The 13,828-nt window shown below is 71.7% G+C and carries 16 protein-coding genes; 4 read left to right on the forward strand and 12 right to left on the reverse strand.

Going from position 1 to position 13,828, the window contains the following annotated elements; translation table 11 throughout:
* Positions 1-69: 69 nt before the first annotated feature.
* Positions 70-1,029, reverse strand: coding sequence for a hypothetical protein (locus GA0070561_RS10315; RefSeq protein WP_091398875.1), 960 nt, complete (start codon positions 1,027-1,029; stop codon positions 70-72).
* Positions 1,030-1,202: 173 nt separating this feature from the next.
* Positions 1,203-1,589 carry a DUF2267 domain-containing protein gene (locus tag GA0070561_RS10320; RefSeq protein ID WP_091398877.1) on the reverse strand — a complete coding sequence of 129 codons (387 nt, stop codon included), beginning with the start codon at positions 1,587-1,589 and terminating at the stop codon, positions 1,203-1,205.
* A 180-nt stretch (positions 1,590-1,769) separates the two neighbouring features.
* Between GA0070561_RS10320 and GA0070561_RS10325 the strand changes: the two genes are divergently transcribed.
* From GA0070561_RS10325 to GA0070561_RS10335, 3 genes are all read left to right on the forward strand, one after another.
* Positions 1,770-2,102 (forward strand): nuclear transport factor 2 family protein, encoded by a 333-nt coding sequence (locus tag GA0070561_RS10325; protein ID WP_141710349.1) that lies wholly within the window; start codon positions 1,770-1,772, stop codon positions 2,100-2,102.
* Positions 2,103-2,330: 228 nt separating this feature from the next.
* Complete coding sequence (locus tag GA0070561_RS10330; protein WP_091398881.1) at positions 2,331-2,750, forward strand: ATP-binding protein; 420 nt, start codon at positions 2,331-2,333, stop codon at positions 2,748-2,750.
* Positions 2,751-2,855: 105 nt separating this feature from the next.
* Positions 2,856-3,233: a nuclear transport factor 2 family protein gene (locus tag GA0070561_RS10335; RefSeq protein ID WP_091398883.1), complete on the forward strand. Its 378-nt coding sequence runs from the start codon at positions 2,856-2,858 to the stop codon at positions 3,231-3,233.
* A gap of 1 nt (position 3,234) precedes the next feature.
* Here the strand turns inward: GA0070561_RS10335 and GA0070561_RS10340 are convergent, their stop codons facing one another.
* From GA0070561_RS10340 to GA0070561_RS10365, 6 genes are all read right to left on the reverse strand, one after another.
* Positions 3,235-3,762, reverse strand: coding sequence for an SUKH-4 family immunity protein (locus GA0070561_RS10340; protein ID WP_091398884.1), 528 nt, complete (start codon positions 3,760-3,762; stop codon positions 3,235-3,237).
* Positions 3,763-3,871: 109 nt separating this feature from the next.
* Complete coding sequence (locus GA0070561_RS10345; protein WP_244166197.1) at positions 3,872-4,630, reverse strand: nucleotidyltransferase domain-containing protein; 759 nt, start codon at positions 4,628-4,630, stop codon at positions 3,872-3,874.
* Positions 4,631-4,650: 20 nt separating this feature from the next.
* Positions 4,651-5,349: a nucleotidyltransferase domain-containing protein gene (locus tag GA0070561_RS10350; protein ID WP_244166141.1), complete on the reverse strand. Its 699-nt coding sequence runs from the start codon at positions 5,347-5,349 to the stop codon at positions 4,651-4,653.
* Positions 5,350-5,446: 97 nt separating this feature from the next.
* Positions 5,447-5,917: a molybdenum cofactor biosysynthesis protein gene (locus GA0070561_RS10355; RefSeq protein ID WP_091398886.1), complete on the reverse strand. Its 471-nt coding sequence runs from the start codon at positions 5,915-5,917 to the stop codon at positions 5,447-5,449.
* Positions 5,918-6,019: 102 nt separating this feature from the next.
* Positions 6,020-8,119: a PQQ-dependent sugar dehydrogenase gene (locus tag GA0070561_RS10360; protein WP_091398887.1), complete on the reverse strand. Its 2,100-nt coding sequence runs from the start codon at positions 8,117-8,119 to the stop codon at positions 6,020-6,022.
* A 37-nt stretch (positions 8,120-8,156) separates the two neighbouring features.
* Entirely contained in the window at positions 8,157-9,104 is a 948-nt protein-coding gene (locus tag GA0070561_RS10365) for a LamG-like jellyroll fold domain-containing protein (protein ID WP_208603730.1), read from the reverse strand.
* Between the two features lie 133 nt (positions 9,105-9,237).
* Between GA0070561_RS10365 and GA0070561_RS10370 the strand changes: the two genes are divergently transcribed.
* Positions 9,238-10,272, forward strand: coding sequence for a LacI family DNA-binding transcriptional regulator (locus GA0070561_RS10370; RefSeq protein ID WP_091398892.1), 1,035 nt, complete (start codon positions 9,238-9,240; stop codon positions 10,270-10,272).
* Positions 10,273-10,287: 15 nt separating this feature from the next.
* Here the strand turns inward: GA0070561_RS10370 and urtE are convergent, their stop codons facing one another.
* Genes urtE through urtB form a run of 4 tightly spaced genes read right to left on the reverse strand, consistent with a single transcriptional unit; the run spans position 10,288 to position 13,824 of the window.
* The gene (gene urtE / locus GA0070561_RS10375; RefSeq protein WP_091398895.1) at positions 10,288-10,980 is read right to left on the reverse strand and encodes an urea ABC transporter ATP-binding subunit UrtE; all 693 of its coding nucleotides are present in this window, start codon (positions 10,978-10,980) and stop codon (positions 10,288-10,290) included.
* The gene (gene urtD, locus GA0070561_RS10380) at positions 10,980-11,756 is read right to left on the reverse strand and encodes an urea ABC transporter ATP-binding protein UrtD (protein WP_091398898.1); all 777 of its coding nucleotides are present in this window, start codon (positions 11,754-11,756) and stop codon (positions 10,980-10,982) included. Before urtD ends, urtE begins: the two co-directional genes overlap by 1 nt.
* Positions 11,753-12,940 carry an urea ABC transporter permease subunit UrtC gene (gene urtC, locus GA0070561_RS10385; protein WP_091398901.1) on the reverse strand — a complete coding sequence of 396 codons (1,188 nt, stop codon included), beginning with the start codon at positions 12,938-12,940 and terminating at the stop codon, positions 11,753-11,755. Before urtC ends, urtD begins: the two co-directional genes overlap by 4 nt.
* Positions 12,937-13,824 carry an urea ABC transporter permease subunit UrtB gene (gene urtB / locus GA0070561_RS10390; RefSeq protein ID WP_091398903.1) on the reverse strand — a complete coding sequence of 296 codons (888 nt, stop codon included), beginning with the start codon at positions 13,822-13,824 and terminating at the stop codon, positions 12,937-12,939. The genes urtC and urtB overlap by 4 nt, the downstream gene beginning before the upstream one ends.
* Positions 13,825-13,828 lie beyond the last annotated feature (4 nt).

A 13,828-nucleotide genomic window follows, 5' to 3' on the forward strand; every position in this document is an offset into this window, starting at 1 on the left:
GACGAAGGGGCGCGGTCTGACCGGCGGGTCAGGCCGCGCCCCGTCCGTCCGTCGGGCAAGGACCGCCGCTCAGCGGAACAGCACCGGCCGGTTCCCCCGGGCGCCGACGAGTTGGCCCCGGATGTTGATGTCCTCGATCGAGTCGGTCTCCCACACGCCCCGGGTGGTCAGGTCGGTCATCACCCCGTTGCGCCAGAGGAACGGGTGCCACGCGGCGATGGTGGTGCTCTGGCCCACCACCTCACCCCGGTCGTTGATCGCGGTGGCGCGGCTCCAGTCGCCACCCAGCGTGCCGAGGTCGGTCAGTGTCCCGTTCTGCCAGCGGAACGCCCGCCCGTTCGCCGCGCCCACCACCTGACCCCGGTTGTTGACCCCGAGGGCCTCACTGCCAATCTGGGTGAGCACCCCGTCGCGCAACCGGCCACCGACGCAGGTGCACGGGTAGTCCTGCGGCGGCACGTTGAACCCGCCCACCACGTCGCCCGCGTTGTTGAAGTCGGTGGTGAACTCGTAGAAGTACTCCCGACCCAGGTCGGTGAAGACCCCGTTGCGCCACAGGAAGCGGTGCGGCATGTCGCCTGCCGGTTCACTGGTGCCGAGCACCTGCCGCCGGTCGTTGACGCCGATCGCCACGCTGTTCGCCCCACCCAGGGTGCCCAGGTCGTGGAGCTGACCGTTGCGCCAGAGCACGGCGCGGGTCAGGTAGTCCGAGCCGAAGGAGGTGATCGCCACGTCACCGAACTCGTTGACGTCAACGGCACTGGAGTCCGTGTCGCCCGGCAGCACGCCCAGGTCGGTGATGACACCGTGGCGCCAGAGCACGGCGTGCCGGGCGCCGCTGGCGACGGTGCTCCAGCCGACGATGTCGCCGCGGTCGTTCATCGCCGTGGCAGCGCCGTCACCTCCGCTCAGGGTGCCGAGGTCGACGATCCGATAGCTGGGCGGGGACGCCGCGGCGGGAGCGGGAGCGAGGGTGATCAGCGCGACGACGGTCGTCGCTGCGGTCAGCAGGGGACGCGGGGACACCATGGACGCCAAGGGGGACGCTCCTCGGATCGGAGCGGCGACGACCCGGCGGGCGGGCGCGGGACCACCACCACTGCGCGTTCGATCGGTAACGCACAGTAGATCCGGTGTCGTGGCGGCGCACCAGGGACCGAACGGTCACCGACGCCCGAGGCGTCCAGCGGTGGGGGCGTCGGTCACGGGCCGTGCGGCAGCGGCTGCGCCAGTGCCCGCAGGTCCGCCGGGAGTTGGGCCAGGGCGTCCTCGAACTCCCGGTGCCCGACCACCCGGTGCATCGTCTGGAGCACCGCGCGGGTGCCCCGCTCGGCGGCCGGACGGTCGATCCCGGCGCGGTCGGCCACCCGGCGCAGGAACTCGTCGTAGCCGAACGCTTCCGGCGGCTCCGCTGCCTTGACCAGCAGCGGGCTCAGCTCGTCGGCCAGGTGGGGGGCCAGAGCGCCCGCCTCCCCACCGCTGAGCCGCTCGGTGAGAGTCCGCAGGACCGCCTCGGCGAGCGAGCGCGCCTGCTCCGGCGGGAGACCCGCCCGTGCCGCAACCTTGTCGACGAACGCCAGCTCGGCCATCCCCCCGCCCTTCACTTTCGGAAACGCGTGGCTACCCGGGCCCACCGGCAGCAAACCCGGCAGCGGCAGCGGGATGGTTCTGCTGGTTGCTCCGCGCGGTGCCGTCCGCTTCTCGTACGGTGAGGTCGGACCGGGAACCCGACGGCTGCCCGACGGCGGCCCGTGCCGCAGGAGGAGCAGATGGCCGTCGACCTGCCCGACGTGATCGACCGCTACTTCCAGGCCGTCAACGACCGGGACCTGGACGCCTTCGTCGCCTGCTTCGCGGACACCGCGAGCGTCGCCGACGAGGACAAGCTGTACGACGGGCGGGCCTCGATCCGCGCCTGGCGGCAGAAGACGATGGACGCCTACTCGTACACCGCGGAGCCGATCCGGGTCACGTCGCAGGCGGGCGACTCGTACCTGGCGATCACCCGGGTGTCCGGCGACTTCCCCGGCAGCCCGATCGAGCTGCGGTACCGGTTCACGCTGCGCGACGGGCTCATCGGCGCCCTGGACATCCGCCCCTGACGCCGAGTTCCGTTGCTCAGCGGCGAGGCTGGTCAGGTCCGCCCGCAGGTGATCAACCGCCGAACGGACGAGACAGGCAAGAGGGCAGTGGGTGACATGATGTGGCGGCAACAGCTGTCGCTACGAGAAGGGTTCCGGCTGCCCGATGGCGCACTTCGAGGCTCGCACGTCCACGGCACCCGCGCGGAACGCGGTACCGCTGGCCGGGCAGCCGCACCGGGTGGGCTGATGTTGGGCGAGCGACGGGAGACCGTGGCCGAGCAGAGTGTCGCCACCCACGCCGCGGACACCATGGCGTATCAGGTCGCGACCGACATACGAGCGCTGCGCGCGTTCGTCAGCGCCGGGGCACTGGCCCGCGGTCTGTCGGCCGAGCGGGTGGAGCTGTTGACGCTGGCAGTCAGCGAGCTGGCCACCAACACGTTGCAGCACACCACCGGCGGCGGCTGGGTACGGCTCTGGGCCGAGCCGGGTCAGCTGTTCTGCGACGTGGTCGACCAGGGTCCGACGCGGGTGTTCGGCCGGAGCATGCCGGCCGCCGACTCGGTACGGGGTCGCGGGCTGGCGATCGTGGAGCAGATCTGTGACGAGGTCGCGGTGCTCACCAGCCCCGGGGAGACCGTCGTACGGATTCGTCTGAGTCTGTGAACGTCGGCGGCGATCCCCACCCGCCCGGGCCAGGTTGCCTGCCACAATGCGGACAGCCCGGGCCGACGGTGGCACCGGGTCGGACCCGAACGGGAGGACGCCACGATGCCGGACAGCGCACGCGAGGCCGAGCTGCTCGACGCCGAGCGCACCCTGCAGGCCGCCCAACGGGCCGGCGATGTCGCCGCCCTCGATCAGCTGCTGGTCGACCAGCTGATCGCCATCGGCCCGGACGGGCGTACCCACAGCAAGCAGGATGACCTGGCCGCCCACCGGGACCGCCGCTCGGTCGTCGAGGAGTTGGTGGAGGAGGAGCTGGACCTGCTCGTCGTCGGTGCGACGGGGGTGACGTTCTTCCTGGGCCGGGTGTCCGGGGTCTTCGAGGGGGCGCCGTTCGCTGCGCGGCTGCGCTACACCCGGACCTGGGTCCACGACGACCCGCACGGCTGGCGGGTCCTGGCCGCACACATCAGCCCGGTCTGACTCAGCTGCCGTCCTCGTCGTCCTCGTCGAGCAGACCCTGCTCGTCGAGGAACGCGAACCACCGGTCGTCGGCGGGGGTCAGGTCGGCGTAGCCCGGCCCGAGCAGGTAGTAGTCCACGAAGGATTCGACGTCGGGGGCGAGCTCCTCGAACGCGTCGGACATGAACCACTCGGTGCCGGTGGGTGGGAAGTACCAGATCGCTCCCGTGCCACGGTCCATGAAGATCGGCTCGTCACTGCGAACGCCGACCACCAGCCAGCCCGCCCGGTCCTGCGGGATGGACGAGAAGTCCGGCGCGTAGTCCAGGTGGTACTGAATTCCCGCGAGGGTCGACGAGGACGCCAGCTCGACCCGACCCGCCCGCAGCCCGTCGGCCACCAGCAGGAGGTCCCGCAGGTCGGCCGGGAGCCCCGCCGGTACGGCGTCGATGGCGGCCCCCTCGCCGAACTCGGCGTAGGCCAGGCTGTCCGGCAGATCGGCCAGCTCAGCCCGCAGTTCCTCGATGAGCTGCCGCAGCTCGAGGTTCAACGCACCACCTCCGTTCGGATGAGGTCCCGTCCGGCATTGCCCCCGGCTGCCCGGAGACCTGCGAGCCGATGCGCGGTTTGGTTCTACCACGCACCAGCTCGCCAGAGCGTCACCTCGCCGAATCCGCCAGCCGGGCCGTTACCACCAGCTCGTCGAGCTGAGCCGACCCGGCGGGTTGCTCCGGCAGCCGGCTGTCGTGCTGCGCCTCGTCGAGTCGCGACGCCAGCTCGGCCAGGTCCCGGCCGAGGACCGGGCCCGCGACCAGGCCGTCCAACCCACCGTGTTCGGCGGACCGCTTCGCCGCGATCAGCTCAGGAAGGTACGCCGGCGCCGCCTCAGCGAGCAGCAGGCTCGGCAGGTGTGCCAGCATCCGGCCGGTGCGCATCAGGTGCACGCCGGTGAGCAGCGCCCGGAAGGCGTAGAGCAGTGGTTTCAGCTCGCCGGTCGTGTCGAACAGCCGCCGCTGGGTGGCGGCGAAGCCGCGGTAGTGGTGCGCGTGGTGCCGGGTCAGCACCAGCGGTGCCAGCTCGACCAACGCGGCGTGCACCGTCGTGGTGTGCACCACCAGCGGTGACAGCAGCTGTTCGAGCACGTAGCCGTTGCGCCGCAGCATCAGCCGCACGAACTTGCGCAGGTCGTGGGTGACCAGGTCCAGCTCCACGCCGTCGCGGTCGGTCATGACCGTACGGGTCTCGGTCGGCTGCGCCAGCCCGATCAGGTCCTCGACCGGAAGCAGATGCGCGCCGCGCAGGTCGACGTCCGAGTCGGTGGACGGGAACCCGTACAGGTGGGCGCCGGAGACGGTGGCGAACACCAGCGGGTGCGGCTGCTCGGCGACGACGGCGGTCAGGTCGACGCCGACCGGCAGACCCGCGGCCTTCCAGGCCGTCACGCGGAGCACCGCACGGAGCGTTCCCGGACCGAGATCAACCACTGCTCGACCCTTGCCTCGTCGGGCTGGTCGGGTAACGGGCTGGTGGCCAGGTCCGCGGTCATCCGGCTCACCAGCCGGTCGCGCCAGGCGACGATCTCGGCCCAGGGCACCTCGCCCGCCTTGACCGCCAGCAGACGGTCCCGGTCCGCGCCCACGTCCAGCACCAGGCGCCCGGTACGGACCAGGTCACCCCCGGCGGTCAGCAGTCGGATCAGGTGCATGACGTGCCGCCACGCCGGAACGCCGGTGCGGGCGATCCCGCGCTCGGCCTTTCCGAACTGGGCGGTGGCGTACCGCAGGTAGGTGTCGGCCACCCGTCGGGACAGGAAGGCCGGCGTGAGCGCCCGGAGTTCCACGCCCAGCGGGGTGCACGTCTCGACCAGCGGAGAGTGCAGCACCTCCAGGACCGTGGGATTCGCCGCCAACCCGAGCGTGCAGACCCGCTCCACCTCCCACCGCACCTGCTCGTCGAGCGGCCCGTCGTGGTGGCGCGCAGGCTTCCGCAGCCCCCAGAACGCCGAGGCCGGCAGGGCGTACACCCCACGGCGGTCGGTGTCCGAGGCCGCGCCGGACAGCCCGAACGCGCGGGAACCGACGACCACCTGCAAGATCGTGTGGTCGTCGACCAGCTGATCCGTCAGCGTGTGCTCCACTGCCGCCGCCTCCCCCGAGCGTTGCGCCGACCGCCCAGCCGGCCGTTGTCCGGTGCACACCATGCCGGTCCGGGAGTGCTGACGTCGAGCCCTTTCCTCAGCTCACGACGGCCTCGATCGCACCGACGCGCAGGGTGCCGTCGTTGAGGGGCGTGCAGCGGATGCCTCCGGTGGTGCGCAGCGCCTTCCACGTTCCCGGGCCGACGGTGACGTCCATCCAGGCGCACGGTCGGGCCGCCCGGTTGACCCGCAGGCTGACCGGGCCGTCGCCGGAGTCCAGCACCAGCACTCTGCCGATCAACTCGTCCACCGCAATCCCGGTGGTGAGGATGTTGCGCCGCACCTCGGCCAGGCCGATGCCGACCGGCAGCGACTCCTGGGCGATGACGGTGACGCTGGCGTCGCGGTGTGCCTGCTGGCCGAAGTACCGGTCGCCGACGATGCCGAGGCCGGCCCGGATCCGGACGGCGTCGACCAGCTCACCGGGCGGGGCCGGGGCCGGGCCGTCGGCGGGCCGGCCCAGGAAGCGGTGCACGGGCGAGGCCAGCAACTCGACGATCTCCGGCATGCCAGGAATTCTACGAACCGGACCTGCCCCGCCGGGGCAGGTCGACGGATGAGCCGGTGGGGACGGCGACGCGAGCGTCGCCGTCCCCACCGCGCCCCCGGTTCAGGTCGGTGTGCCGGTGACGGTCAGGTTGCGCAGTCGGCCCACGTTGTCGAACGAGCCGAAGCCGACCCGTCCCGAGCCGAACGTGGTGTCCTTCGCGGTCAGCAGCGGGTCGCGATGCCCGTCGACGTAGACGGCGATCTCGCCGGTGGCCGGCAGGTGCACCACCCGGACGCGGTGCCATCTGGCATCGGTGATCGCCGGGTTGGCGCCTCGGGAGCGGCCGTTCCACTGGTGGTCGATGCGCTCCCGGTCGGCGTTGTCCACCTTGAAGATGCCGTTGTGCGGATAGATCGTGTTGTCGGTGGAGAGGTGGGCGTAGTAGAACTCGGTGTCTGAGCGCCAGCCGAAGACGATGATCACGTCCCGGTTGGTGACCTCCACCGGTGTGTCGAGTCGTACCTGGGCGTCGACCTGCACCGACGACCACGCCGGGCCGTTGGTCAGCACGGCGTACTCGAAGGGCCGGCGCGGGCCCGGCCGGCTCTCGCCGGCCTCGGCCAGGATGACCTGGTCGCCTGTGAACTGCCACTTCGCCGGCGTCACCGGCGCCCAGTTCGCGGCTCCGGCGGTGCGGCGGACTGTGACGTCCCCGACGTCACCGCTGGCGAACTCCCTGGTGCCGGTCACCTTCCAGACCTTTCCGTTGGCCTTCGCGACGACGTAGAGCTCACCGGCGGCGTCGGTGCCGAAGCGCAGGTCCACCCGGTTGGGGTCACCGGGCGCGCCCGGCGCGGACAGGTCGCGCATCCGGACCGGGGTGCCCGCCGCGTCGAAGAGCGCGAGCTGGTGGATCGTGGCCAGCCCTCGGCCCCGGCGCATTTCATTGGCCTCGGTGTAGAGCACCCGGCCGTCGACCAGGTCGCCGAAGACGTACTTCCCGCGCAGCGCGGGCAGCGCCCGCCCCCGGTAGACGAAGCCGCCGGCCACCGCGACACCGACGTCGTCGGTGCAGTTCCATCCGGCGGCGGGGTCGTGGTCGTACGCGGCGACCGGGTAGGTGTAGCCGTACCTGTCGTCGTCGGCGGGCAACGGGAGCAGCCGGTCGCAGGGGTTCGTGGCCGCCTTGTCGAAGACGAAGGAGCCCTCGCGCTCGCTCCAGCCGAAGTTGTCCCCGGCGCGGACCTCGTAGATGGCCTCGACGGCGTGTTCACCGATGTGCCCGAGGTACATCCGGCCGGTCGCGCGGTCCCAGCTGAACCGGTGCGGGTCCCGGAAACCCACGGCGTAGAGCTCGCCGAGCGCGCCGGCCCGGCCGACGAACGGGTTCCCGGCCGGGATGCCGTAGCGCCCGTTGGCGGAGTTGGTGCCCCGGGGGTCGATCCGCAGCAGCTTGCCGTGCGGCAGGGCAAGGTTCTGCGGGTCGGTGTTGCGCGCGCCCTGGCCACCGTCGCCGACGGCGAGGTACAGCAGGCCGTAGTCGCGGTCGTGGCGCTTGGCCGTCGGGTTGAAGTTGATCTCCTGGATGCCGTGTACCTGGCCGCCGAAGCCGATGCGCAGCACTTCCCGGTGTGTACCGGCGAAGGTGGCGGCGGCCGGATCCGTCGCCGTCCACTCGGTGATGACACCGTGGAAGAGCGTGTTGGGCTGGGCGTAGTCCGGAACGGCGGTCGTCGTCGACGCCAACTCGGTGTGGATGGTGTAGAACCGGCCGTTCACCCCGAACTCCGGGTGGAACGCGACGTACCCGAAGCCCTGGCCGAGCCCACGACCGGAGAAGAACCGCGGCGCGAACGTCGCGGCCACGTCCAGGTAGACGTGCGGCACGCCACCCTCGACCAGGTAGAGGCTGCCGTTGAGGTCGGGCACCGCCCGCCGGCCGGAGCCGTCGGGCACCTCCATGATGGTGTTGATCCGCGCGGTACGCATGAGCCGCGCGTCGGTCGGCGCGGGCGTGGGGTACGACTGCGGGAAGCTGGCGTACTCGCTGAGGACCAGCCCCAGTCGGGACTGGACCGGCATCTCGGGGATCGGGTCGTAGACCGCGTCGGCGCGCGCGGGCGTGGCGACCAGTGTGGACAGGATCAGCACGAGGGCGGTGAGGCCGGCCCTCACTGTGGGCCGGCGGACGGTGCCGGCGCGGCGGTGCAGGGTGCGCACGCGTGTCTCCTTCTCGGTGGGACGGTGCCGAGGGTGGTCAGCGGGCAAGGTGGCGGTACTGCCTCCGCACGTCTTTCGCGGAGACCACACTGTCGAGGAACATCAGGCCGTCCATCCGGCAGTCGCACGGGTTGCGTTCCAGGGTGTCCTGGGGAAAGCTGCCGCCGATCTTGATGCCCCGGGGGTCGGACGCGGTGGTCACGTGCGGGCCCGGCCCGGACACCAGCCACGGGTCGTCGGCGCGGGTGTAGAAGCCGTCCACCGGTTCGCCGTTGCGGTAGAGGCCAAGCGCGCCGGTGTTGAAGTCGAAGGTGGCGGCCAGGTGCACCCACTCCCCCACCGGCAGCAGCTCGCGCCAGTCCCGGGTGGCGGCGAAGGTCTGTGAGTTGCCGCCGTCGAGCCGCCGGCCGAGCGCGACGAGACGCAACTCCCCGTCGACGTCGATCAGCTCCAGCAGGGCACGGACACCGTGGCCGTCGGAGTCGCCGGTCAGCACTCCGGCCAGGCCGATCGCGTTGTACCTGTCGTCCGGGTCGGCGGTGGTGGAGTTGGGTAGCGGGCTGTCCATGTTCAGCTTGAACCAGCCCATGACTGTGGTGCCGGCGGTGGCGCTGAAGGCACGCAGCGTCCGTACCCCGCTGGCCGACCAGGTGCCGGCCTTCCAGTCGTCGTTGCCGGCGACGGCGGGGGCGACCTGCCGGGTCTGCACCGCGTTGCGGCTGCCCCGGTAGGCGCGGTCCGGCACCCGCATGGCGGTGCCGCCGTTGATCAGCTCGATCTCGGTACGGGAACGCCCCTGGTCGCGTTCCAGTGCGGGGTCGCCGGGCACCGGGTGGTCGAAGTCGTACGCGGCGACCAGGTGCGCGCGCAGCGCCGGGTGGACGTCGGACGACATGCTCCGATCCGCCTGCGCCGGTGGCGCGCTGGCGCCGGTCAGTGCGCCGATCGCCAGGAGGGAGACGGCCGCTCGTCGGGCCCTGGACATGGCTGTCACCTCGTTTCGCGGCATGCCGGATGCCGGTCACGTAAGCGCTTACGTAAGCGCTTACGTACCCTAGGCTTCGATCGATGCCACTCGCAACAGATCGGGTGGCATGAATGGTTTCGGAGGGTTGCGGATGCCCAGGGCCAGCCAGCGGCCGCGCCTCGTGGACGTCGCCGAACACGCCGCCGTCTCGCTGGCGACCGCCTCCCGCGCCCTCGCCGGCCGTGAGGGGGTCAGCACCGAGGTGGCCGACCGGATCCGGCAGGTAGCCCGTGAGCTGGGCTACGTGGCCAATCCGTACGCCCGCACCCTGGCCAGCGGGGCCACCTCAACGGTCGGGTTGATCGTCCACCAGGTCGACGACCCGTACTTCTCCGAGATCGCCGCCGGGGTCATCCAGCTCGCCTCCGAGCAGGGGTTGCTGGTGCAGATCTGCCAGTCCGGCCGCGACCCCGACTACGAGCTGCAACAGCTGCGCCACCTGATCGCCCAGCGGGTCGGCATCGTCCTGATCAGCGGCTCCGGCTACGACGACCCACGGATGGAGAGCGCGGCGCGCGCCGAGCTGGCCGCGTTCCAGGACCACGGCGGACGGGCCGCCGCCATCGGACGGCACGCGCTCGGCGTCGACGCCGTCCTGCCGGACAACGAGGCCGGCGGCCACGCGCTCGCCCAGCACCTGATGGACCTCGGCCACCGGCGGATCGCGGTCGCCGCCGGCAGCGCCGGCCTCACCACCGTCGCCGACCGGCTGGCCGGAGTGTCGTCGGCCCTGCGGGAGCGCGGGCGGTCCCCCGCCGACCTCGCCGTCGTGCACAGCGACTTCACCCGCGGCGGCGGACGCGCCGCCGCCGAGCAGATCCTCAACGACCATCCCGAGACGACGGCGATCATCGCGCTCAACGACGCGATGGCCATGGGCGTGTTGTCGACGCTGCGGTCCCGCCGTGTGCCGGTGCCCACGCGGATGTCGGTGGTCGGCTTCGACGACGTCTCCGTGGCGGCCGACCTCGCACCCAGCCTCACCACCATCCGCCTGCCGATGACCGAGATGGGCCGCACGGCACTCACCCTCGCGCTCAAGCCACGCACGGCACGCCCTCGCCGCCGCCCCACCGGGCACCTGCTGGTCGTCCGCGACTCGACCGGGCCCGCGCCGAGGACCTGACCGACGCCGCGCCGATCAGACCGCCAGGGCCGCCCGGACCTCCCGTTCCGCCGTGACACCCCCGTCGCCGTGCGAGGTGACCCGACCGGACTCCAGCACGTGGTAGCGGTCCGCCACCCGCAGCGCGAAGCCCAGGTGCTGCTCGACGAGGAGCACGCTGAACCCGGACTGCCGGGTCAACTCGACGATCCGCTCCTGGATCTCCGCGACCACCGACGGCTGGATGCCCTCGGTCGGCTCGTCGAGCATCAGCAGCCGCGGCCGGGTGATCAGGGCGCGGGCGATGGCCAACTGCTGGCGCTGACCGCCGGAGAGCAGCCCGGCCCGACGCCGCAGCAACGGGCGCAACGCCGGAAACAGATCGAGCACCTCCGCCGTTGCCACCGCCCCGTCGCGCCGACCGTCGGCGACCAGCCGCAGGTTCTCCGCCGCGGTCAGGTGCGGAAAGCACTGCTGACCCTGCGGGACGTACGCCATCCCCCGCGCCACCCGCTCGTGCGGCCCGGCGCGGGTGACGTCCTCGCCGTTCAACTCGACGGTGCCGGCACTCGGGCGCAGCAGCCCCGCCGCGACCCGCAGCAGGGTGCTCTTGCCGGCACCGTTGTGCCCGAGCACGGCAGCCACCCCGTCGGGCGGGACCGCCAGATCAACCCCGTGCAGCACCCGGGAACGCCCGTACCCGGCGTGCACCCCGCGCAGCGTCAGCATCATGCCTCCAGGCCGGTGCGGGCCGACCCGGCGTCAACCGGGTGACCAAGGTAGACCTCCTGCACGCGCGGGTCCGCCTGGACCTGCGCCACAGTGCCCTCACTGAGCACGCGACCGCCGTGCAGCACTGTGACGCTACGCGCGAACCGACGCAGGAAGTCCATGTCGTGCTCGATCACGACGACAGTGCGATCCCGGCTCACCAACTCCAACAGAGCGCCGGTGGCGTCGCGTTCCTCGTGGCTCATTCCGGCGACCGGCTCGTCCAGCAGCAGCAGTCGCGCGTCCTGCACGAGCAGCATGCCGATCTCCAGCCACTGCTTCTGACCGTGCGCGAGCGTCCCGGCGAGGTCCGCGGCCCGCTCGGCCAGACCGATGGTCTCCAGCGCTGCGGCGATCTCGTCGGGCACACCTCGGCGGCGGCGGACCAGCGTCGCCCAGCTACGCCGGGCGCCCGCCGCGATGTCGAGGTTCTGCAACACCGACAGCTCCTCGAAGACCGTCGAGGTCTGGAAGGTCCGCCCGATGCCGAGCCGGCTGATCCGGTGCACCGGCCGGCCGAGCAGTTCCTCGTCACCGAACCGGACCGAGCCGGTGGCCCGGACCAGACCGGTGATCGCGTCGACCAGTGTGGTCTTGCCGGCGCCGTTCGGCCCGATCAGGAACCGGATGTCACCGGCGGGCACCTCCAACGAGACGCCGTCCACTGCGGTGAAACCGTCGAAGCTGACCCGCACGTCACGGACGGACAACCCGTCCAACCGCTCGCCGCTCATGCCGCCGGCACCTCCGTCCGCTCGGCGCGTCGTCGGCCCAGCGACAACCGCCCGCGCCACAGCGGCTGCGCGGCGACGTCGCGGCGGCGGGCCAAGGCCCACAGCGACGCCAGGCCGCCGGGAAGGAACGCCACCACGACCACGAAGAGCAACCCCTGAAGGTACGTCCAGGTGCCCGGAAAACGCTCGGAGAGCGCGGTACGCGCCCAGGCCACCGCCACCGCGCCGAGCACCGGCCCGAGCAGTGTCGCCCGGCCGCCCACCGCGACGCCGATGACGAACTCGATCGACGGGACGATGCCGATCAGCGCGGGCGAGATGATGCCCACCGCCGGCACGAACAGCGCACCGGCCAGCCCGGCCATGCCCGCCGCCACCACGTACGCCACCAGCTTGACCGACGCCGGGTCGTAGCCCAGGAAGCGGACCCGTTCCTCACCGTCGCGGACCGCCACCAGCAGCTCGCCGTAACGGCTGTGGATGAGCTGACGGGTCAGCGCGAGCAACGCCAGCAGCGTCCCGGCGATGATGAAGTACACCATCCGCTGGTTGACCGGATCGTACAGGTCGTAGCCGAAGAAGCCCTTGATGTCGGTGAGCCCGTTGGTGCCGCCCGTGGTGCCCTGCTGGCCGATCAGCAGGATCACCATCGCGGCGGCGAGCGCCTGACTGAGGATGGCGAAGTACGCGCCGCGGACCCGGCGACGGAACACCAGCGAGCCGAGCCCGAAGGCGACCGCCATCGGCAGCAGCACCGTCGCGGGCAACGCGAACCACGGGCTGGCGAACGGCCGCCACCACAGCGGCAGCTCGTCGAGTTGCCCGTACAGCTGCATGAAGTCGGGCATCCCACCCGGGCCCGCGGCGGCGAGCTTGAGGTGCATGGCCATCGCGTAGCCGCCGAGGCCGAAGAAGACGCCCTGGCCCAGGGTGAGCATCCCACCCCGGCCCCAGGCGATCCCGATGCCGACAGCGACCATGGCGACGCAGAGGTACTTGGCGAGCAACGCCAGCCGGAAGTCCGACAACACCAGCGGAGCGACGGCGAACAGCAGCGCCGCGCCGAAGGCGAAGCCGGCCAGCGTCCGTAGCCGCGAGCGGCCGGCGGGCCGACCCGGTGGTACGGCGCCGGCAGGCGCCGGGCGGACGGCGGTGCTGGGTGGCGCGGGGGTGACGGCGGTCATGCGAGGCTCCTGGTCCGCAGGGTGAACAGGCCCTGTGGCCGCCACTGGAGGAACGCGACGATCGCCACGAACACGATCACCTTGGCGACGCTGAGGGTGGTGAGGTACTCCCCGGTGGCCTGGAGCACGCCGAGGGCGAAGGCGACGATCACGCTGCCCTTGAGCTGGCCGATCCCGCCGACCACGACGACCAGGAAGGCGTCGATGATCAGGTTGGTGCCCATGGTCGGGCCGATCGGGCCGAGCAGGGTGAGGGCCACCCCGGCGAGCCCGGCCAGGCCGGAGCCGAGGAAGAAGGTCGTCCGGTCGACCCTGGACGTGGCGATGCCGGACACGGCGGCGAGGTCGCGGTTCTGCACCACCGCGCGGATACGGCGCCCGAGCGGGGTGAGTCGTAGCGCCAGGGTGAGCGCCGCGACGGCGGCCAGCGCCAGGGCCAGGATGAACAGCCGGTTGTTGGCGATGGTCAGCCCGCCGGGCAGCGCCACGTTGCCGGTGAGCAGCTCGGGCGCGCGGGTCTGCACGTTCGGGCTGCCGAAGATGTCCCGGGCCAGCTGCTGCAAGATCAGTGAGACACCCCAGGTGACCAGCAGGGTGTCCAGTGGCCGGGCGTAGAGCCGGCGGATGAGCAGCACCTCCAGCAGGACACCCATGGTGCCGGCGACCACGAACGCCACCGGCAGCGCGACCACCAGCGACAGGCCCGCGCCGGTGATGCTCTGTTGCAGCACGTAGGTGGTGTACGCGCCGGCCATGATGAACTCACCGTGCGCCATGTTGATCACGTTCATCTGGCCGAAGGTCAGCGCGAGGCCGAGCGCGATGAGCAGCAGCACCGCGCCGATGCTGATGCCGGTGAAGAGTTGACCGAAGAGGACTGTCACGGTG

Origin of the sequence: Micromonospora saelicesensis, assembly GCF_900091575.1 — a bacterium.
In the GTDB taxonomy this organism is placed as follows: domain Bacteria; phylum Actinomycetota; class Actinomycetes; order Mycobacteriales; family Micromonosporaceae; genus Micromonospora; species Micromonospora saelicesensis.

What these genes read in the sequence shown, in the direction of transcription:
- GA0070561_RS10315 (WP_091398875.1), bottom strand. Translation starts at nt 1,029, where the DNA reads ATGGTGTCCCCGCGTCCCCTGCTGACCGCAGCGACGACCGTCGTCGCG.
- GA0070561_RS10320 (WP_091398877.1), bottom strand. Translation starts at nt 1,589, where the DNA reads ATGGCCGAGCTGGCGTTCGTCGACAAGGTTGCGGCACGGGCGGGTCTC.
- GA0070561_RS10325 (WP_141710349.1), top strand. Translation starts at nt 1,770, where the DNA reads ATGGCCGTCGACCTGCCCGACGTGATCGACCGCTACTTCCAGGCCGTC.
- GA0070561_RS10330 (WP_091398881.1), top strand. Translation starts at nt 2,331, where the DNA reads ATGTTGGGCGAGCGACGGGAGACCGTGGCCGAGCAGAGTGTCGCCACC.
- GA0070561_RS10335 (WP_091398883.1), top strand. Translation starts at nt 2,856, where the DNA reads ATGCCGGACAGCGCACGCGAGGCCGAGCTGCTCGACGCCGAGCGCACC.
- GA0070561_RS10355 (WP_091398886.1), bottom strand. Translation starts at nt 5,917, where the DNA reads ATGCCGGAGATCGTCGAGTTGCTGGCCTCGCCCGTGCACCGCTTCCTG.
- GA0070561_RS10365 (WP_208603730.1), bottom strand. Translation starts at nt 9,104, where the DNA reads ATGTCCAGGGCCCGACGAGCGGCCGTCTCCCTCCTGGCGATCGGCGCA.
- GA0070561_RS10370 (WP_091398892.1), top strand. Translation starts at nt 9,238, where the DNA reads ATGCCCAGGGCCAGCCAGCGGCCGCGCCTCGTGGACGTCGCCGAACAC.
- urtE (WP_091398895.1), bottom strand. Translation starts at nt 10,980, where the DNA reads ATGCTGACGCTGCGCGGGGTGCACGCCGGGTACGGGCGTTCCCGGGTG.
- urtD (WP_091398898.1), bottom strand. Translation starts at nt 11,756, where the DNA reads ATGAGCGGCGAGCGGTTGGACGGGTTGTCCGTCCGTGACGTGCGGGTC.
- urtC (WP_091398901.1), bottom strand. Translation starts at nt 12,940, where the DNA reads ATGACCGCCGTCACCCCCGCGCCACCCAGCACCGCCGTCCGCCCGGCG.